This is a genomic window from Flavobacterium sp. GT3R68 (assembly GCF_007109225.1).
GTDB lineage: Bacteria > Bacteroidota > Bacteroidia > Flavobacteriales > Flavobacteriaceae > Flavobacterium.
Genome location: NZ_VJZK01000001.1, coordinates 782,698 through 803,025, shown reverse-complemented (window position 1 = coordinate 803,025; position 20,328 = coordinate 782,698). Strand labels below are relative to the sequence as shown.

Below are 20,328 nucleotides of genomic sequence, written 5' to 3'. Positions count from 1 at the left end.
TTATTTTATTTTAAAACGAATATACGTAATTGCTTTGTTAATTTCCAAATATTGTTTTTCGTAAAAGGTCTGGAATGCAGTCACTTCCTCCGGACTCCCTTCATTTGTGTACACATTATGATTGGCATATAAAACCTCATGACCTTCGCCATGAAGCAAACCTAAAGTATAACCATGCATGAATTCACTGTCCGTTTTCAGGTTGACTACGCCGTCTTTTTTGAGGATTTTTTTATACAACTGCAAAAATTCCGAATTGGTCATTCGGTGCTTCGTACGCTTGTATTTAATCTGCGGATCCGGAAAAGTAATCCAGATTTCATCCACCTCGTTTTCATTGAAAATATGATTGATCAATTCGATTTGTGTGCGGATAAAGGCCACATTATGCAATCCGGTTTCAACAGCAGTTTTTGCACCACGCCAAAAACGGGCTCCTTTGATATCAATTCCGACAAAATTTTTATTTGGATACCTTTCAGCCAGTCCCACGGAATATTCACCTTTCCCGCAGCCTAATTCCAAGACTAGCGGATTGTCATTTTTAAAAAATTCGGAGTTCCATTTTCCTTTCAAAGGAAATGACTCGCTTACAACTTCTTCTCTCGTTGGCTGGAAAACGTTATTGAATGTTTCGTTTTCTTTGAACCTTTTTAATTTATTTTTACTTCCCACGACGTTTCTTAATATTTTGGCAAAATTAAGGAAATATAAGTGAACTAAAATAGTTTTATCTTTCGCATTATTAAACTTAATCATTTTATAACCACAGACAGTGAGCCATCCGACAACCAATATTTTAATTACCCCTTTAAATTGGGGCCTGGGCCATGCAACTCGCTGTATTCCAATTATAAGAGAGTTAGAAAAAAATGGATTCATCCCGATTATTGCTTCCGATGGAATGGCGCTGGATCTACTACGGAAAGAATTTCCACATCTGTTGGCTTTAGAAATGCCATCCTATAATATTCAGTATCCCAAAGATGGCGCTTATCTGAGATGGAAAATGATTCAGAACAGTCCAAAAATGATTTGGGCGATCTACCAGGAAAAGCAAATAATTTCCAGATGGATTACCCAATATGATATTCGCGGAATTATTTCGGACAACCGTTTGGGCGCTTTCAGCAAAAAAACCCCCTCCGTTTTCATTACCCATCAACTGAATGTATTGAGTGGCAACACGACCTGGTTAACGAGTTTACTGCATCAGAATATTATTCAAAAGTATAGGGAATGTTGGGTTCCTGATGTGGAAGGAACCCCCAATTTAAGCGGAAAATTAGGTCACCTTAAAAAACCCATTCATAATGTCCGGTATATTGGCCCTTTGAGTCGGATGCAAAAAAATACCGTGGAGAAAAAATATGATCTGATGGTGATTCTTTCGGGTCCGGAACCGCAACGGAGTATTTTAGAAAACCAACTGAAAAAGGAGATCTTAAAATATAAAGGCAAGGTAATTTTCATAAAAGGAATCCTGGAACGCGAACAAAAAAAAGAAATTGCGGAACATGTGACCTATTATAATTTTATGCATTCGGGAGAATTGCAGCAGGCTTTTAACGAAAGTGAAATGATACTTTGCCGTTCCGGCTATACGACTATCATGGACTTGGCCCATTTGGAGAAAAAATCTTTCTTTATTCCGACACCGGGTCAATATGAGCAGGAATATCTGGCCAGAAAATTAAAAAAGGAAGGGCTTGTTCCTTATGCAAAACAGAATGATTTCAGAATCCGGGATTTGTTAAAGGCCGACTTGTATCGGGGATTGCAGAATTTTAACAACACTCCAGATTGGGAAAAGCTTTTTAACATATTCAGATAAAAAAACGGATTCCCTTTTCAAGAAATCCGGTTACAGAATCGTATTCAACCCAAGTGGATTTATTTTTTTCCAAGTTTTTCGTGTTTAACGATTTTGGCGTTGATCATGAAGTAAACTGACTCCGCAATATTAGTACAATGGTCCGCGATTCTTTCGATATGTTTCAATACAATCACCAAATTGGTTCCTGACACTACCGATTTGGAATTGGTTTTCATTTCCTGGATAATGTTTTGGATTGCATCGGCACTTTTATCCTTAATGCTTACATCTAATATGAAAATTTCACCAATTGCCGTTTCATCCAGCATCTGAAAGCACCGACCTGTTTTGATCGTGATGGCTTCTACTTCCCGGGCAATATCGGTGATGTCAAATTTGATTACCAGTTCGTGCTTTTCATTGATGCTTTTCGCTCTTTTGATAACACTGATGGCCAAATCCCCAATTCTTTCGATTTCGTTGCTGATCTGCATTGCGGACATGATGAACCGCAAATCGGAGGCTACCGGCTGCTGCAATGCAAAAACACTTTGACAGATATCTTCGATCTTGACATCTAATTTGTCAATTTTATTCTCCGTTTTCTTTACTTCTTTCTTCTCCGTTACAGGTTCGGAAAGCAATGCTTTCATCGCTTCAAAAACCTGGATTTCGGCAAGATTACTGATTTTTATGATTGCGCCTTTAAGCTTTTCTAATTCTGTTTCTAATTGTGATGCCATGTTCTTTTACTTATAAATGAAACGATTGAAAATTTGAAAGTTATCCAAATCTTCCTGTGATATAATCTTCCGTTTGCTTTTTGGATGGTTTTGTAAATATAGATTTTGTTTTGTCCATTTCGATCAACTCCCCCAAATAAAAGAAGGCCGTATAATCACTTGTTCTGGCTGCCTGCTGCATATTATGAGTTACGATAATGATCGTGTATTGTTCTTTTAACTGGTGTACCAATTCCTCAATCTTTGCAGTGGAAAGAGGGTCCAAAGCACTTGCCGGTTCATCCATCAAAATGATATCCGGGCTTACGGCCAATGTTCTTGCGATACACAACCTTTGTTGCTGTCCTCCTGAGAGTCCCATCGCAGAATCACCCAAGCGGTCTTTTACCTCATCCCAAATGGCGGCTTGTCTCAATGAAGTCTCGACAATTTCGTCCAATTGTGTTTTGTCTTTCATCCCGTTGATTTTCGGGCCATACGCAATGTTCTCGTAAATCGATTTTGGAAATGGATTTGATTTTTGAAAAACCATACCGATTTTCTTGCGAATATTGACCACATCCACATCTTTACCGTAGATATCAACACCTTCCACCAACATTTGACCGGTAATGGAAACACTCGGAATCAGATCATTCATCCGGTTAATACTTCTTAGAAAAGTCGACTTTCCACAACCGGAAGGACCAATTAACGCGGTCACTTTATTGCGTGGGATTTGCATTGAAATATCTGTTAAGGCTTTTTTCTCACCATAATGCAGCGACAAATCCTTAACTTCAATTTTGATATCTTTTTTTAATTCTTTCATCATCTATTCTTGTTCTTTTGTATAATTTTTTTGCAGAAGATAATTATGCTTTCTTTCTTCTGATTCTGGATCGGATTACCACAGCAATGATATTTAAGGAGATGGTTAACATCAATAACACTAATGTAGTCGCAAACTGTATAGGCATTGTTTTTTCTACATCTGACGACTGGGTCGACATGATGTAAATGTGATACCCCAGATTCATAAATTGATCGCTCACCGATTCGGGTAAAGTCGCCAGATAGTAAGCAGCTCCGGTAAATAAGATTGGAGCCACTTCTCCGGCACCCCGGCTGACAGCCAAAATGGTCCCTGTCATTATTCCGGATACGGATCCCGGCAATACCACTTTTCTGATAGTCTGCCATTTGGTAGCGCCGAGGGCCAAACTGGCTTCACGCAACTCTCGAGGCACTGTTTTCAAAGCTTCTTCCACCGACACAATAACTACCGGTAACGTCAGCAAAGCCATGGTAAGACTTGCCCACAGAATATTAGGCTGTCCCCAATGCAATTCTCCTGCGTTAAAAGCAGTATCGACTCCTTTTCCTATGAATTGAATAAAAAACCCAAGTCCAAAAAGTCCAAATATAATGGATGGTACTACAGCAAGTGTACGTACCGAGAACCGTACTGCGGCCGCAAAAACAGAATTTTCCTTTGCGTATTCGGTCAGGTAAATTGCCGTAATGGTTCCAAAAGGGACCGCTGCCACCGACATGACAATCACTAAGATGAACGTTCCGATAATCGCCGGAAAGATTCCTCCTTTTGTCATTCCATCTGTTGGAAAGGAACGGATAAATTCCCAGGAGAACATATCCCATCCTTCATATATAATAATTCCGATTATCAGAAACAACACCGAAATAATAATAAGAACCGATGCCAAAGTGGTTCCAATAATAAATTTTCCTTTAATATCGGCCGATTTATTTTTTTCGGCGAAAAAAGTATTTTGCTCTTCGTTTATGATTGTCTCCATTATTAATTTCCTTGGAATTTCTTGAGTAATTTACCTTTAACATAAAATTCTGCCAGTGCATTCAATCCAAAAGAAAAGATGAACAACAATGAACCAATGAAAAACAAGACGCTGTAATGGGTATCGCCAAAAACAGTTTCTGCCATTTCGGAACCGATTGTTGCGGCGAATGTTCGCACACTGTCAAACGGATTGGCTGAAATCAAAGCGGCATTTCCGGTGGCCATCAGTGCAATCATCGTTTCACCAAAAACCCTTCCGACACCCAAGAGCAACGCGGCAAAAATTCCGGGAATCGCGGCAGGCAACGTCACAAAGAATGCGGTTTGCCATTTACTGGCGCCCAGGGCAAGACTGGCTTCGGTATAGGTTTTAGGAACTGCTGAAAGCGCATCTTCCGATATCGTGTAGATAATTGGGATTGCCGCCAATGCCATCGCGACACCGCCGACAAAAGCATTCAATCGGGTTTCATACCCGAAAACATCCTGGAAAAAAGTTGCCAATACCATTAAGGCGAAGAAACCAATTACCACTGATGGGAATGCGGCCAATAATTCAATTATAGGCTTAATGATTTCTTTAGCTCTTTTGGAGGCAAAGGTAGAGGTATAAAGTGCTGCTAAAACCGCGATAGGTCCGGCAATCAACATAGCAATTATTGTCACTTTCAAAGTTCCGATAAGCAAAGCCAATAACCCAAATCGAGGATTGTCTGAAACCGGTACCCATTCGGTGGAGAAAAAGGATCCCCAAGTATTGTCCGCACCATCGTTACTGGCTTCAACTTCCGCAGGCATTTCGTTAGGCACTTCCGCGACAACATCACCATAGCTCTCAGGTTTATCATTGGCTACGGCAGGCTCTGTTGCTGCATCACCATAACTTTCCGGCTGTAAATCCTTTTGTGAAACCGGTTCCGATCCGTACGTTTCTGGTTTTAAATCTTCCTGCGTAACGGGTTCCGATCCATAAGTCTCCGGCTTGTCAGCAGCTGGTTCAGTACCATATGCTTCCGGTCGCTGACCTTCTGAATCCGAATCAACTAAGGTTTCTGTTTTAGCTTTGCTATCATTTCCAAAACTAAATAACGGCAGCGATTCTTTGAATACAAAAACAAAAATCAATACAATCATTGCTATCGACAGAAAAGCAACGGATGATATTATTTTCTCCGCCAAAAATTCAGAGAGACGGAATTGTTTCTTTAGGCTTTCCGGGGTAAAAGTTTGGTTTTGTGGAATATTGGGATCCATTTATTTAAATTAGATGGGTAATTATTGTAAAAATCAAAACCTCCTTACACAATAAAGAGGTTTTGACAAGCACTTATTGTGTTGTTATTTTACTGGAAAATACCCCACTTCGGTAATAATTTTTTGACCTTCAGCACTTAGAATCCAATCAATATAAGCTTTCATAGCACCAGTTGGACGGTTTCTAAGATACATGTACAAGTATCTCGAAATTGGGTACGTTCTGTTTTTGATGGTTTCGGCTGTAGGAGCATAAGCAGGACTTTTATCGTCTTTCTTCACTTTACAGTCTTTCACACCTTCTGCGTAAGCAGCTCCACCGTAGCCAATTCCAAATTTATCTTTTTTTACTGCATTTACAATCGCAGCGGTTCCTGGTAAACTTTGGCAGCTTGGCGCGAAATCCGATTTTACAACATTATCTTTAAAGTAAACAAACGTTCCTGAACTGCTTTCTCTACCATATAATTTGATATTCGCATCTACTCCACCCACTTGTTTCCAGTTCGTAATTTTTCCTGAATAAATCTGTCCCAATTGCTTTAAGGTTAACTCATTTACCCCATTTGATTTATTAAGATAGATAGAAATACCATCCTTTGCGCAAGGGATCTCCACACCAAGCGTACTGAATTTTGCTTTTAATTTTGCTACCTCAGACGCTTTCATCGGACGGCTTGAATTTGCGATATCGGTAGAACCGTTAATCAATGCTGAAATTCCAACTCCTGAACCACCTCCGGTTACCTGAATGGTCGTTCCCGGGTGTTTCTGCATATATACTTCCGCCCATTTTTGAGACAGGATCACCATGGTATCTGAACCTTTAACCGTGATTTTATCTAAAGCGGTAAACGAGAATCCTACTGTCATAACGACTAATAAGATTGCTGCTACTGTTATTTTTTTTGTTTTCATTTTATTTTTTTTAATTGTGTTTGTTATTAAAAACTAGCCTGTAGTCTTATTGAGAATGTATTGTCTCTTTTATCTCTTTTGTAATCTCCTCCAACAACAGTACTTTTCTCATTAGTTGGCATCGTGTATCCTAATACCACTTTGACATTTTCATCGTAGAAATACTGCCATCCAAAAGTCCAGGTACTGAATTTTAAATCCCCTGCAGTCATTCCAGCATCTTCTCCTTTAAGTTTATTGTTAGGATCAAACTCATCGTAACGTACTACTGCCTGATGATTTTTTCCAACATTTTTTATCAAAGAAGCATAAAATCCTGTAAAATTTCTCACTCTGTCAAACTTAAAAAGTGGATTGCTCTGCGCTGGATTTGTAGTTCCGGATATGGTTCCTCCAATATATTCAGTCCTTAAGGACATTCCGCCAAGAATATCGTAATAAACCTGCATCTCCGCGCCGAACCAGTCTTTCTTCAGACTATCGCCCACCGATGGGGTGAATGGATTGTTGTTTTCGTCAGTGTAAACCGTTGCAGGAGAGGTTTGAGAAAGGACTTTCGTTGTACCGAAAAAACCATGGCCTCCAATATCAATCCCTAGTCCCTGCTTTGGTAATTTTATCGAATATACGGCTCTTGCCATCACATCTTTGTTACCATCAATATCCCTAACTTGCTTATCCGTGGTTCCATAACCGAAATTCCCGTTAAAGATGGCGAATTGCAATTTCAAAGGAATTTCATATTTCAAATCGAAATTAGCTTCCAATTTGGCTCCCAAATCTCTTTCGTTTGGATAAAGGGTTCGAGTCATCAAGCTTCTTTCCAAGAACTCTCTGAAACCTGAAGATAATTCAACCTCATATGTCGGTCGGTTGAACTGACCCACAAACAACGAATACGTCTGTGTCCAACGGTCATTTAAAACTACATACGCATCTTTCACATTGACTTTATCAAACGCAAATTCAGGTTGAAGCACAAATTTTATCCCATCCAAAGCTTCATATGTAAATTTAATTCGCGCTCGGCGAAGATAAAAAGAGTTAGTAACCGGTGCATCCGCATTAGAACCACTTACTGGTCCTTTATCATCCTGAAAATCATACATGTCGTATTGTGCCTGTATGTAACCGGAGATTTTAATTTTCGTCAATTTACCAAGATCGCTTTCAATTGTAGCCAATCTTTCGTCCAAAGAACCGAACCTCATCGTATGGTCATTGATGGCTTCTTTTAAAGAATCAATGCTGACACCTTGTTTTAAGGAATCAACAGGAACATCTTGTGCCTGACTAATAAATGCACTTAGAAGTAGAAGTGATGATGCAATTTTTTTCACAGTTAAATGTTGTTTGTTATACAGTGCAAAGATGCTTGCGTAATGTTAACTAAACATTACATCAGCATTAAATTATTAAGACGCTAAAGTTATGAAATTGTTATGTAAAAATACATCTCGCTGACTCTAAGTTTTTTAGATTCCACCAAAGTTTCGGATAACAGTGGGTTTATTTGTTTTATTTTAAAGATTAATTAACTCTGAAGTTAACTTCGCATATAAATTTGGTACGTTGTTATGCCTTTTCAAGAGTAAAAGAAAACTCTGATCCAACGCCAAATTCACTGTTGACATATATTTTCTCATCGTGGGCTTCAATGATATGCTTTACGATGGACAAACCTAATCCGGAACCGCCTTCAGTTCTGGCTCCGCTTTTATCTACTCTGTAAAAACGCTCGAAAAGACGGGGAATATTTTGTTTCTCAATTCCTTCCCCATTATCAGTGATGCGGACAATGACTTTATTTTCGGTCAGATCTTCAATACTCACTTCGGTCGAGCCTTTGACTTTACCGTATTTGATGGAATTCACTATAAGGTTCATTACCACCTGCTGGATTTTGTCCTGATCACCAACGACCATAATCGGTTTGTTGTACTTCATGTCGAACATCAGCAAAATATCCTTTTTAGAAGCTTTCATTTCCAGCAGATCAAAGACATTCTGGATGACCTTTACAATATCAAATTGGGCAACTTCCAGATTCAGATCTCCAATTTCCAATTTGGAAATCATATCCAAATCCTGTACGATATAAATGAGGCGTTCGACTCCCTTTTCGGCCCGTTCCAGATATTTTTTACGGATGGTCTTATCATTCATAGCACCGTCAAGCAATGTGGACAGATAGCCCTGAACGGTAAAAAGCGGCGTTTTGAGTTCGTGGGAAACATTTCCTAAAAATTCACGTCGGTATTCCTCACGCACTTTCAGGGTTTCGATTTCGAGTTTTTTATCGGTAGCAAACTTTTTCACTTCGCGGGTAAGCGTCGCCATGTCGGTAGTGATGGATTGGCTCCTGAAAGTACTGGACTCTAATAAGGAAACATCATCGTATATTTTTTTTACTTTCTTATAGATAAATCGCTCTACCCGATATTGTATCACAAAAAACGAAAAAAGCGCAATCGAGATACCAAAAACAAAACAGAACCTTGGAGAAAAAGTAAAAAACACGGTCGTTAGTAACCCCACCAGCCCCGTAGAGAACAGGGAGATGAATAGCGCTGACATGACAGCAAAACGATATGTCCGTTTAAAAATAATCACAATTTATACTTCAAACTTATACCCTACACCTTTAATGGTTCTGAATAAATCCTCTCCAATTTTTTCTCTTAATTTGCGGATGTGAACATCGATAGTTCTTCCGCCGACTACAACATCATTACCCCAAACCTTATCGAGAATTTCTTCTCTCTTGAAAACTTTTCCGGGCTTGGAAGCCAAAAGATAAAACAATTCAAATTCTTTTCTCGGGAGAATAATTTCAAGATTGTCCTTTATAATTTTATATTCTTCCCGATTGATTTCGATTCCGCCTACGTTCAATGTCTCCGAATTCTTTTCCTCATCCTTCAATCTACGTAACAGTGCTTTGACTTTACTGACCAACAACTTGGGCTTGATGGGCTTGGTAATATAATCATCGGCTCCGGCATCAAAGCCTGCAACCTGTGAATAATCTTCACTTCTGGCCGTCAAAAAGGTAATGATAACCTGGCTAAGTTCAGGGATTTTACGGATGTTTTCACAGGCTTCCATTCCGTCCATTTCCGGCATCATCACATCCATAATAATCAGGTGAGGTAATTCCTTTTTTGCTTTGGCAACAGCCTCTTTACCATTTGTAGCGGTCACAATCTGATAACCTTCCTGCGAAAGATTATATCCTACAATCTCTAAAATATCAGCTTCATCATCGACCAATAAAATCTTTATTTCTTTCTTTTTCATAATCTGCAAAGTTGTGTGTTATCTCACGAAACTATTTTAAATAAGGTTCTAATTGCGATGTAAATGTAAAGATAAAACAAAACGATAAAACGCCTTAACGGTAATTTAATGTAGTAACAATTTGGTAATAATTACAAAACCAAATCGTAATCGGCAAGTAACTCCATCTTTACAGACCCGTCGTTATTTTGCAAAAAATAAAACACTACCTCAAATGAAATTCAGACTATTATTCATCACGTTATTTATCTGTTCTGTTGCGATGGCGCAAAATACAAGTACAGCATCCGTAACAATTCAGGATAAAGATTCGATCAGCGGAGTCATACCTGTTATATCAACCGAAGCGAAAGACACCATTGTATCAGATGGCGAGCATCTTGAAAACGTTGTCGTTAAATCGGTTAAAAGCAGGGAAAAGGAGAGCGTATTATTGCTGGACCAACAACAGGCTGTCGAAATAAAACAAAGTATTGGGGCCCAGGAGTTGTCACGAAAAGGAGTTAGTGATGTGGCAACTGCTGTAACCAAAACCACCGGGATTACCAAACAGGAAGGTTCCGGAAATATTTTTGTTCGTGGACTTGGTGACCGTTATAATTCCACAACCATGAATGGTCTTCCAATACCTTCGAATGACCCAGAAAAGAAAAACCTTAACCTCGAAATATTCTCTACCGATATTTTGGAATATGTGGGTATTGACAAAGTTTACAACAGCAGGCTTTATGGTGATTTTGCCGGAGGGAATGTAGATATCGTTTCGAAAGACTATAAAGGGAATGGTTTTATGAAACTGGAAGTGGGTTCAAAAATAAATACCAATGCTATGAACGAAGATGACTTCTCGCTGCAAAAACGGCCAAGCAGTTCTGGATTCACGAACATTTCTATCCCCAGCAATGGATTAACACAATACAATTTCAACACCTTGCAATTGGACACTAAAGATCCGATTGGGACTTCTTTGGGAATTTCGGGCGGAGAATCATTTCAGGTAGGATCTGAAGGAAAGCTGAGCCTTTTCGCAACAGCGGCATTTGGAAATGAATATACTTCGAAAAGTGACGGAACAGCGAAAAGCAACGTAAATGGAAGTGGTGTAGCAAATAAAAATTTTGAAAAATACACCTCTTTTAATTACAACACCAATAGTACCGCAATGGCGAATGTGGGCTATAAAATCAAGGCCAATAAAATTAATTTCAATAGTGTTTTCATCAACACGTCATCACAATCGAAAGAAGAATTTACGGGATACATTGCCGATATTGCCGATGACGGCAACGGATTAATCCGTCGTTCGACCTATGAAAAAAATAGTTTGTGGGTAAATCAGTTATTGGGAGACCATAAGCTGAATGATCGTTCTAAATTAAATTGGGGGATTTCATACAACACTATAAAAGGTGACTTGCCGGACAGAACCCAGAATACCTTTAGGAAAGAAACCAATGGTTACATCCTTTCAAGTATATCTGCGCCCAACAATCACCGTTATTTTCAAAGCCTGAAAGAAAATGAAATAGCGGCTAATACCTCTTTTGATTATAAATTCAATAAAAAAGACGAAGGTGAATTCCAAGGAAAAATAACTTTTGGTTACAGTGGAAAAATTAAGGCCCGGGATTTTGAGGCGACGCAATTCAACTTCAAGTCAAGTTTTGGATATACCAATACGGTGGTTGACCCGGATAACCTAGATTTATTTTATAATCAGGAAAATTTCAGTAATGGTTATTTTACCATCGCTACATTCCGAGGAAATTCACAGGTTACTAATGCATTAGATCCGCAAACGTTTAATGGTGACCAGACCATCCATGCTGCTTTCGTCACTACTGAATATAAATCCGATAAACTGACAACGATTTTGGGTCTGAGAGGAGAATCTATATATCAAAAAGTAAAATGGAATACACAGCTGGACCCTGCAGGTGGTGAAGATGAATTAAAAAAATTCGCCTTCTTACCCAGTTTAATTATGAAATACGAGTTGACCGAAAAACAAAATTTACGTTTTGGATTCAGCAAAACCTATACATTACCACAATTCAAGGAAAGAGCCTTATTCGTTTACGAAGAAGTATTGCAGGTAAAAGTGGGTAATCCGTATTTATATGAATCCGATAATTATAATTTGGATATCAAATGGGAAATGTTTCCTAAAAGTGAAGAGCTGATTTCATTGACCGCTTTTGGAAAATACATTCAAAACCCAATGAATGAAGTGACCATTTCTTCTTCTTCCAATGACGTTTCCTTCATCAACACCGGGGATTTTGGTTATGTGGCCGGAGCTGAAATCGAATACCGAAAAATACTTTTCCAATCAGACGAAGCGAAAGCGAAAAAATTATCGACCGGCATCAATGCTTCCTATTTGTACAGCGACCAAAGCCTTGATGCTGAAAAAGTAAAGGAAGAAACCGATTACCAGGTGGCTTTTACCAATGAAAAAAGCCGTTTTACCGGCGCATCCGATTTATTGCTGAATGCCGATCTTACTTTCTTCAATGAATGGAACAACAAACAAAGTAATCTGACCACCACATTGGCCTATAGTTATTTTTCAGATCGTGTCAACGCTATCGGAACCGACGGAAAGGGTAACCTAGTCGATAAGGCATTTGGCTCTCTGGATTTTATCACCAAATCAAAGCTGACCAAAAATCTCGGTTTGGGCCTTGTAGTCAAAAACATCTTAGATCCTGTCATTGAACGGGTTCAGGAAAACAGTTCCGGAGATGTCAATGTGCTGTCTTATAAAAAAGGACTGACACTCAGTTTAAACATCAACTATCAATTCTAGAATTAAGGGCGGTTTTTACCGCTCTTTTTTATTGGAAATTAAATTAACATTCGAAACATTAAATTAATGATTACTCCTTCTTTTCTTAAACTAACAATCACATTCACTTAACCTCCAAAATAGAAGGCTGTCCCATCTTTGCATCAAAGAAATTAACTATTAAATTTTTAAACAACCATGAAAAAATCAATTGTAAAATTATTCGGAATTTTTGTCCTATCGGCAAGTTTACTTACCAGCTGTTCGTCCAGCGATGACAACGGCCCTTCATCATCATTTGTTGTTGATGCAAATAACTTTAAAGGAACTATAAACGACGGAGAGGTAGTGTTGAATGCTGCGACTATCTACAAATTAACCGGGAAATTACAAATAAACAACGGCGCGACATTAACTATCCCTGCAGGAACAGTTATTCAAGGTATCGGTGGTACTGCAGCTTATATTGCAGTAGCTCAAGGAGGAAAAATAAACGTAAATGGTACAGCAACTAATCCGGTTGTAATGACCAGCGGTCTGGCAACTAAAAATGCAGGAGACTGGGGTGGATTGGTAATCTGCGGAAAAGCACCTATCAACCGTGTAACCGGAGGTTTGGGTACTGCACAATCAGAAGTAGCTGATTTGTCTTATGGTGGAACTACTGCTAATGACAACTCGGGAGTTATTCGTTATTTGAGAATCGAATATGCCGGAGCAGCTTTCAACAGTGAAAAAGAATTCAACGGAGTATCTTTATTTGGAGTGGGTTCCGGAACTACATTTGAATATGTTCAGGCTTTTCACGGAGCAGATGACGGATTCGAATTCTTCGGAGGAACCGTAAACACTTCAAACTTAATCGCCATTGGTAACGAAGACGATCAATTTGACTGGACTGAAGGATGGAATGGAACTAACACTAACTGGTATGGAAAAATTGCTTTCGGAAAAGGAAATAGAGGAATTGAAGCAGATAACTTCGAATTAGGATATAGTAATACACCAGTTTCAAACCCTACAATCACTAACTTGACATTGGTAGGACCTGGAGGTATTGCAGACGCAACTATTTACTTGGAAAACAACGCTTTCAAATTGAGAAGAGGAACAAAAGGAATGTTTTCTAATGTGGTTTTAAGCAGCTGGAAACAAGGTTTTAATGTGGAGCATGATGAAACTATCAGCTTTATTGGAACCGCTCTAAAAGCTACAAATGTGAATTTCATAGCGGATGTGACTACAAAATCAAAAGGAACAACAACTGCGGTAGCCCCGGCAACAACAGGAGTAACTGCTGATGTATCTTCAATTTTCTCCGAATCTGCAACCGCAACTGGAGCGGGCAACGGAGTAAGCGCACCAACATGGTCTACTGGCTGGTCAGTAGGATTCTAAAAAGTAACAATTACACCACTAAAAACATCCTGTTAATTTCAGGATGTTTTTTTTGTTATGATTTTTTTAAGAGATAAATAATTTTTCGCTATATTTGATATTGATTGTCTTTTTGCACATTCAATATATTGAATTTTAACCCGTTGTGTAATTATTCCCCCAATATAATTGCATATAAAAAAGGTTAAAGCACGGTTTAACATGCAGACAATCTTAATTCTTCATGGTCTGATAAGACCTGGTTTTCATTTGTACATTAAAAATTAACCCTAATTTATAAAACAACTATGAAAAATTCGATTGTAAAATTATTTGGGATTTCTGTCTTATTGACAACTTTGATTACTGGCTGTTCATCAAGTGACGGTGGCGGCACGACCATTAATCCATTTGTACTTGATGCAAATAACTTCAAAGGAACCATTACCGAAGGAGAAGTAATCCTTAACGCAGGGACTGTCTACAAGTTAACCGGTAAACTGCAGGTAAACACCGGCGCTACATTAACAATTCCCGCCGGAACAATGATTGAAGGCATGGGAACTTCTTCCTATATAGCGGTGGCGCAAGGAGGAAAAATAAATGTAAACGGAACTGCGGTTGATCCAGTGGTTATGACCAGTGGATTATCCGTAAAAAATTCCGGAGACTGGGGCGGATTGGTGATTTGCGGAAAGGCACCCATTAACCGGACTTCCGGCGGAAGCGGAACAGCCTCATCCGAAGTGGGCAATCTAACTTACGGCGGAGCTATTGCCAGCGACAATTCAGGTTCCATACGATATTTACGAGTGGAATATGCGGGAGCAGATTTCAGTGGAAAAAAATCCGATGGCGTTTCATTGTTTGGTGTGGGATCCGGAACTACATTTGAATATGTGGAGGCATTCCGCGGCGCTGATGATGGATTTGGCTTCTTCGGCGGAACCGTGAATACCTCCTATCTCGTCGCACTAGGCAATCAGGATGATCAATTTGACTGGGCGGAAGGATTCGCCGGAACGCATACGAACTGGTATGCAAAAATTGCGTACGGCAAAGGCAACAGAGGAATTGAAGGGGATAATTACGAACTGGGATTCACCAATACCCCTATTTCAAATCCTACAATTACCAACATCACTTTAGTGGGCCCGGGAAGTGGCGCCGATCCGGTAATCTATTCCGATAACCAGGGATTTAAGCTGAGAACAGGAACAAAGGCCCAATTCTCAAATGTGGTTTTAAGCGGCTGGAAACAGGGATTTAATGTCGAAGACGATGCTACCATCAGTTTCGTAGGCACTCTTTTGAAGGCTACGAACGTGAATTTTATTGATGTATTAACGCAATCCAAAGGGACAACCACTGCAGGAACGGATGCAAATGTGAGTGCCGTATTCACCGAATCTGCCCTTGCCACAGGCGCGGGTAATGGAGCAAATGCGCCAGCATGGTCCACGGGTTGGACGGCAGGGTTCTAAAAAAATAACAGGTATCCAATCAAAAAGACATCCTGTTAAAACGGGATGTTTTTTTTGGCATGCTATTTGTTTTTTGTATCTTTACAAACTAATCAACACCCATGACAAAAAACTACTTTTATATTGTAATCTTATTGGTTTTGTTGTCTTCGTTCAGTGTTGCTGCGCAGGACAGTAAAATGCAATTGAAAAATGAGGATGCCCCAATCGAGGGTTTGAGTTTCTACCCAAATCCTGTGAGCAATGGGAAAATATACATTACTTCAAAATCTTCCTTGGACAAGGAAATTACCATTTTCGATGTTTTAGGGAAAAAAGTTCTTCAAACGGTTTTGAACTCAAGAGAGTTGAATGTTTCGGCACTTTCTCCGGGGGTATATATTATAAAAATTAAGGAAAGTGACGCTACATCCACTAGAAAACTAATTATCAAGTAGTTGAAAAAATACGTTCTTTGCTGATTTAATGATTTTTTTACATTGATTTATTCCCACAAAGAAAAATAGTACTTATCTTTGTTCCCAATTCATATAAATTTAGAAAAATGAAAAAACTTTACACTTTATTATTCTTAACGATTGCCACCGTATCTTTCGGACAAGTTACTGATCCTTTTTTAGGAACAGGTTCTTTAAATGCTAATGGATGGGTAACGCATAGTGGTGCTACACCTGGTCAACTTACAATCGCACCTGGTTCTATAACATATCCAGGAATGACAACAACCGGAAACAAGGTTGCATTAATCGCTGGAAACACGGAAGATGTTAATTTAGCATCATCCTCAACATTGACAGGAGTAGCTTACTATTCAGTTATTGTGAATGTACCTAATACAACTGGCTTACACCCTAGTGCAGCGATAGGTGACTATTCGTTATCAATGGGTTCAACAGCAGGCGCGACTGCTGGTACATTACCGTCAAGATTGTATTTCCGAACAGGAACTGTTGCCAACACCTTCAATATAGGTATATTAAATAATAGCGGAGGAACAGTTAGTCCATCTTATCTACCAACAGATTATCCAGTTGGGACCCCACTATTCGTAGTTACCAAATATGATATAGCGACAAATACTGCCAGTTTATGGGTAAATCCAGCTTTAGGTGGTGCTGAGACAGCTGCCAATATCACAAATGTTACAGGAACAACTGCTGCGCCTACACAAATTGCAAGCATTATTCTAAGACAAGGTGGTACGGCTGCAACCGGTACTGGAAATGTAGAATATGACAATGTTAGACTTGGAGGTACATGGGCTTATGTAACGAGTGCAGTTTTAGGAGTTCAACAAAATGCTATAGCAGGTTTGAACATCTATCCAAATCCTGTATCTAACGGAACTTTGTACATTGACACTAATGCCAATGCAGAAAAGAAAGTGGTTGTTTATAATGTTTTAGGAAAACAAGTTCTAAGCACTGCAACTTCTGGAAACTCAATCAACGTAGGAAACTTAAACAATGGAATCTATATTGTTAAAGTAACTGAAGAAGGAAAAACAGCTACAAGAAAATTAGTTATCCGATAATTAATTTCTTTATAATATTTTAAAAACTCCAATTGAAAAGTTGGAGTTTTTTTTATTTAATTACTTTTGTAAAAAATAATTCTTGATTACAGCTTCCGACATATTCAGCATTTCTAATCACAAGCAATTTGAAAAAACAGCACTCAAAGTGTTTCGTTTTCAATATGAAAACAATGCTGTTTATAATGAATTCTGCCAATATTTGAATATCGACAAACAGGAAGTGAAATCTTTACAACAAATCCCGTTTCTTCCAATTCAGTTTTTTAAAAGCCACGCTGTCACTTCTAATTCTAAACCCGTTCAGGCCACTTTCATTAGCAGCGGAACAACCGGGATGATAACCAGCAAACATTTGGTTACCGATATTTCTTTATACGAGCAAAGTTACCGAAGCGGTTTTTCGCAATTCTATGGCAACATCGAGGACTATGCGATTTTGGCTCTGTTACCTTCCTATCTTGAGCGAGAAGGTTCTTCGTTAATCTATATGGTCGAGGACTTAATTCAGCTATCCAACAATGCCGACAGTGGATTCTATTTACACAATCATGACGAACTGACAGCGAAACTAACCAGCCTTGACGCTTCCGGACAAAATGTAATCCTGATTGGAGTTACATACGCTTTACTCGACTTAATCGAAAAGCAGCAATTCCAATTAAAAAATACTATCATTATGGAAACCGGCGGCATGAAAGGGCGACGGAAAGAAATGATCCGCGAAGAACTACACCACCAACTTTGCACCGGCTTTGGAGTGCCGTCAATTCACTCCGAGTACGGAATGACAGAATTGTTATCACAGGCTTATTCACTGGGAAATGGGGTTTTTGAATGTCCGTCCTGGATGCACATCCTGATCCGTGATACCGAAGATGCGCTGACGTATGAAGAAACCGAAAAAACAGGCGGCATCAACGTCATTGATTTAGCTAATATCAATTCTTGCTCTTTTATTGCGACACAGGATTTAGGTAAAAAATATTCCAACAATTCTTTCGAAGTATTGGGCCGTTTTGACAATTCCGATATTCGCGGCTGCAATTTGATGGTGCTGTAATAAATTAGATTATTATACGTTAGTTCTTACAACACTATTTCTATGCGCTATATATATTCTATTTTTTTCCTCTATTCTCTTTCAATTTTTGCACAAAATAAACCCTTGGACATTAAAATTGATTCGATTGTTTCTAAAGACACTATTTCAGGCGCAAGAAAATATACGATTACGTACCATATTGAAAATTTGACCGACAGGGAAATCTCTTGTTTTCTGAATCCAAAGCAACTAATACCAGCCCATTACGGCTCCATGGGCACATCACCGTTATTTAAGTTGTATCAAAACAATGATATCGTTGCTGTTAGTGGTATTTTAAATAATTCTTTGACGAACAATACCATTGAAATTCCGGACTTTTCCAATATTAAAGATGAAAAGGAAAGAAAGTTGGCCATGAAAAACTTTTTCAAAGAAAAATTGCACATCAATACCGATTCCCTTGATCTGAATAATACGGATTTTGAAGAGGGGATGGCCATCACAAGCCCACCTTCTCCTATGGAAAATATTTACACCTTGAAACCAAAAGAAATTAAAACCATTTCACAGCTCTTTTATTGGGACAAAACCCGATATTATAAGCAAGATGGGTATGAACATTATTTGGATGAAAAGTCTGTTTTCAGCATCGAACTTTATCTTGTCCTTTTAAGGGATCAGTATAAGGAAAGGCTTCTTCCCGAGGAATTTGAAAAAGTTACAGCCGACAAAAACTTCATTCAGGGCGTTTTCACTTCCAACAAAATGGAAATCGATTTTAAATAAAAAGCTCCATCAGAAATACCTCCGACGGAGCTGTTATTATAAATTATAGTCTAAAAACCTAAACCACTCTTACTACAAAATAATTTTTCTTGCCGCTTTGCAATAATACAAATTGGTTGTTGATTAAATCCGTCGCTGAAAGTTTAAAATCTTCAATCACTTTCTCTTTATTAACCGAAATAGAATTGGCGGTCAAAGCGCGTCGAGCTTCCCCGTTTGATTTAAAGAAACCTGTTTTTTCATTCAGTACAGCAACTATATCAATTTCATTTTCCAAATCGCCTCTGGATATTTCTGCTTGCGGAACTCCTTCAAAAACTTCCAGGAAAGTGATCTCATCCAGTTGTTTCAAATCATCAGCCGTCGCATTTCCAAATAAAATCGTAGATGCTTTTATCGCTTTTTCCAATTCTACTTTGGAATGTACAAATGTGGTCAGCTCTTGGGCTAATCTTTTTTGCAAAACTCTTAAATGTGGTGCCTCGTGGTGCTCAGCAATCAAGGCGTCTATTGTTTCTTTATCTAAAAACGTAAAAATTCTGATGTATTTTTCAGCATCGACATCGGTGGAATTGACCCAAAATTGGTAAAATTTGTATACTGAAGTTTTATCGGCATCCAGCCAGATGTTTCCACTTTCCGATTTCCCGAATTTAGACCCATCCGCTTTGGTGATTAATGGACATGTCATCGCGTATGCTTTGGCACCTTCATGATTCATCCGGCGCACCAGTTCTGTCCCGGTGGTAATATTCCCCCATTGATCGGAACCACCCATCTGAAGCAGGCAGTTGTAATGCTTGTGCAAATGGTAAAAATCGTATCCCTGAATCAGCTGATACGTAAATTCAGTGAAAGACATCCCTTCGCCATCACTGGACAAACGTTTTTTCACGGAATCCTTGGCCATCATATAATTTACCGTGATTCTTTTTCCAACTTCTCTGGCAAAATCAATAAAGGTGAATGTTTTCATCCAATCATAGTTGTTAACTAAAATCGGAGCATTTTTTGCCGTGGAATTAAAATCCAGAAAACGGGATAATACACGTTTAATTCCCGCTACATTTTTATCCAAAGTGGCTTCATCCAATAAATTTCGTTCATCTGATTTTCCGGACGGATCGCCAATCATACCGGTAGCTCCTCCTACAAGGGCAATCGGTTTGTGTCCAAATTTATCCAAATGGACCAAAAGTAAAATCGGAACCAAATTTCCTATATGCAGGGAATCAGAGGTCGGGTCAAACCCAATATATGTCGTGGTCATTTCTTTCAATAATTGTTCTTCCGTTCCCGGCATAATATCATGAACCAGCCCACGCCATTGTAATTCTTCAACTATATTTTCCATTTCAATTTCAATTTACTTTCGTCAGTCGGTCTTTTTGACCTTGTGCGCACAAAGATAGTTTTAATTGCATAATTTGAAAATGGAACCCTCTAAAAATCCAACAAACTATTTATCTTTGTCTC

At 38.8% G+C, this 20,328-nt stretch carries 18 protein-coding genes; 8 read left to right on the top strand and 10 right to left on the bottom strand.

Annotation, left to right across the window (positions count from 1 at the left end):
* A complete protein-coding gene (trmB, locus tag FNW07_RS03455) occupies positions 1-675 on the bottom strand; it encodes a tRNA (guanosine(46)-N7)-methyltransferase TrmB (RefSeq protein ID WP_126744115.1) in 675 nt (224 codons plus the stop codon).
* Between the two features lie 100 nt (positions 676-775).
* Between trmB and FNW07_RS03450 the strand changes: the two genes are divergently transcribed.
* Positions 776-1,834, top strand: a complete 1,059-nt coding sequence (locus FNW07_RS03450; protein WP_126744082.1) for a glycosyltransferase — start codon at positions 776-778, stop codon at positions 1,832-1,834.
* Positions 1,835-1,893: 59 nt separating this feature from the next.
* Here the strand turns inward: FNW07_RS03450 and phoU are convergent, their stop codons facing one another.
* The 8 genes from phoU to FNW07_RS03410 form a co-directional block, all read right to left on the bottom strand.
* Positions 1,894-2,559, bottom strand: a complete 666-nt coding sequence (gene phoU / locus FNW07_RS03445; protein WP_126744081.1) for a phosphate signaling complex protein PhoU — start codon at positions 2,557-2,559, stop codon at positions 1,894-1,896.
* Between the two features lie 40 nt (positions 2,560-2,599).
* Positions 2,600-3,373 carry a phosphate ABC transporter ATP-binding protein PstB gene (gene pstB / locus FNW07_RS03440; RefSeq protein ID WP_255512720.1) on the bottom strand — a complete coding sequence of 258 codons (774 nt, stop codon included), beginning with the start codon at positions 3,371-3,373 and terminating at the stop codon, positions 2,600-2,602.
* A gap of 40 nt (positions 3,374-3,413) precedes the next feature.
* Positions 3,414-4,358, bottom strand: coding sequence for a phosphate ABC transporter permease PstA (gene pstA / locus FNW07_RS03435; RefSeq protein WP_126744080.1), 945 nt, complete (start codon positions 4,356-4,358; stop codon positions 3,414-3,416).
* 2 nt (positions 4,359-4,360) lie between these two features.
* Positions 4,361-5,614, bottom strand: coding sequence for a phosphate ABC transporter permease subunit PstC (gene pstC, locus FNW07_RS03430; protein ID WP_126744079.1), 1,254 nt, complete (start codon positions 5,612-5,614; stop codon positions 4,361-4,363).
* Positions 5,615-5,698: 84 nt separating this feature from the next.
* Entirely contained in the window at positions 5,699-6,532 is an 834-nt protein-coding gene (locus FNW07_RS03425; protein ID WP_126744078.1) for a PstS family phosphate ABC transporter substrate-binding protein, read from the bottom strand.
* A 26-nt stretch (positions 6,533-6,558) separates the two neighbouring features.
* Positions 6,559-7,872: a porin gene (locus FNW07_RS03420; RefSeq protein ID WP_126744077.1), complete on the bottom strand. Its 1,314-nt coding sequence runs from the start codon at positions 7,870-7,872 to the stop codon at positions 6,559-6,561.
* 235 nt (positions 7,873-8,107) lie between these two features.
* Complete coding sequence (locus FNW07_RS03415; protein ID WP_126744076.1) at positions 8,108-9,148, bottom strand: cell wall metabolism sensor histidine kinase WalK; 1,041 nt, start codon at positions 9,146-9,148, stop codon at positions 8,108-8,110.
* Positions 9,149-9,832, bottom strand: coding sequence for a response regulator transcription factor (locus FNW07_RS03410; RefSeq protein ID WP_126744075.1), 684 nt, complete (start codon positions 9,830-9,832; stop codon positions 9,149-9,151).
* Positions 9,833-10,046: 214 nt separating this feature from the next.
* On the opposite strand from FNW07_RS03410, the gene FNW07_RS03405 reads away from it, so the two are divergent.
* From FNW07_RS03405 to FNW07_RS03375, 7 genes are all read left to right on the top strand, one after another.
* A complete protein-coding gene (locus FNW07_RS03405; RefSeq protein ID WP_126744074.1) occupies positions 10,047-12,644 on the top strand; it encodes a TonB-dependent receptor domain-containing protein in 2,598 nt (865 codons plus the stop codon).
* Positions 12,645-12,821: 177 nt separating this feature from the next.
* The gene (locus tag FNW07_RS03400; RefSeq protein ID WP_126744073.1) at positions 12,822-14,021 is read left to right on the top strand and encodes a hypothetical protein; all 1,200 of its coding nucleotides are present in this window, start codon (positions 12,822-12,824) and stop codon (positions 14,019-14,021) included.
* 287 nt (positions 14,022-14,308) lie between these two features.
* Positions 14,309-15,484 (top strand): hypothetical protein, encoded by a 1,176-nt coding sequence (locus tag FNW07_RS03395; protein WP_126744072.1) that lies wholly within the window; start codon positions 14,309-14,311, stop codon positions 15,482-15,484.
* A gap of 101 nt (positions 15,485-15,585) precedes the next feature.
* Positions 15,586-15,921, top strand: coding sequence for a T9SS type A sorting domain-containing protein (locus FNW07_RS03390; RefSeq protein ID WP_126744071.1), 336 nt, complete (start codon positions 15,586-15,588; stop codon positions 15,919-15,921).
* Between the two features lie 107 nt (positions 15,922-16,028).
* A complete protein-coding gene (locus FNW07_RS03385; protein ID WP_126744070.1) occupies positions 16,029-17,018 on the top strand; it encodes a T9SS type A sorting domain-containing protein in 990 nt (329 codons plus the stop codon).
* An 82-nt stretch (positions 17,019-17,100) separates the two neighbouring features.
* Positions 17,101-18,081 (top strand): acyl transferase, encoded by a 981-nt coding sequence (locus FNW07_RS03380; protein WP_126744069.1) that lies wholly within the window; start codon positions 17,101-17,103, stop codon positions 18,079-18,081.
* A gap of 105 nt (positions 18,082-18,186) precedes the next feature.
* Entirely contained in the window at positions 18,187-18,852 is a 666-nt protein-coding gene (locus tag FNW07_RS03375; protein ID WP_126744068.1) for a hypothetical protein, read from the top strand.
* A 58-nt stretch (positions 18,853-18,910) separates the two neighbouring features.
* Here the strand turns inward: FNW07_RS03375 and tyrS are convergent, their stop codons facing one another.
* The gene (gene tyrS, locus FNW07_RS03370; RefSeq protein WP_126744067.1) at positions 18,911-20,206 is read right to left on the bottom strand and encodes a tyrosine--tRNA ligase; all 1,296 of its coding nucleotides are present in this window, start codon (positions 20,204-20,206) and stop codon (positions 18,911-18,913) included.
* Between the last annotated feature and the right edge of the window lie 122 nt (positions 20,207-20,328).

Excerpts from the sequence above, each read along its gene's own strand:
- FNW07_RS03405 (WP_126744074.1), top strand. The coding sequence starts at position 10,047 with ATGAAATTCAGACTATTATTCATCACGTTATTTATCTGTTCTGTTGCG.
- tyrS (WP_126744067.1), bottom strand. The coding sequence starts at position 20,206 with ATGGAAAATATAGTTGAAGAATTACAATGGCGTGGGCTGGTTCATGAT.
- phoU (WP_126744081.1), bottom strand. The coding sequence starts at position 2,559 with ATGGCATCACAATTAGAAACAGAATTAGAAAAGCTTAAAGGCGCAATC.
- FNW07_RS03385 (WP_126744070.1), top strand. The coding sequence starts at position 16,029 with ATGAAAAAACTTTACACTTTATTATTCTTAACGATTGCCACCGTATCT.
- FNW07_RS03400 (WP_126744073.1), top strand. The coding sequence starts at position 12,822 with ATGAAAAAATCAATTGTAAAATTATTCGGAATTTTTGTCCTATCGGCA.
- pstA (WP_126744080.1), bottom strand. The coding sequence starts at position 4,358 with ATGGAGACAATCATAAACGAAGAGCAAAATACTTTTTTCGCCGAAAAA.
- pstB (WP_255512720.1), bottom strand. The coding sequence starts at position 3,373 with ATGATGAAAGAATTAAAAAAAGATATCAAAATTGAAGTTAAGGATTTG.
- FNW07_RS03425 (WP_126744078.1), bottom strand. The coding sequence starts at position 6,532 with ATGAAAACAAAAAAAATAACAGTAGCAGCAATCTTATTAGTCGTTATG.
- FNW07_RS03410 (WP_126744075.1), bottom strand. The coding sequence starts at position 9,832 with ATGAAAAAGAAAGAAATAAAGATTTTATTGGTCGATGATGAAGCTGAT.
- pstC (WP_126744079.1), bottom strand. The coding sequence starts at position 5,614 with ATGGATCCCAATATTCCACAAAACCAAACTTTTACCCCGGAAAGCCTA.
- FNW07_RS03395 (WP_126744072.1), top strand. The coding sequence starts at position 14,309 with ATGAAAAATTCGATTGTAAAATTATTTGGGATTTCTGTCTTATTGACA.
- FNW07_RS03390 (WP_126744071.1), top strand. The coding sequence starts at position 15,586 with ATGACAAAAAACTACTTTTATATTGTAATCTTATTGGTTTTGTTGTCT.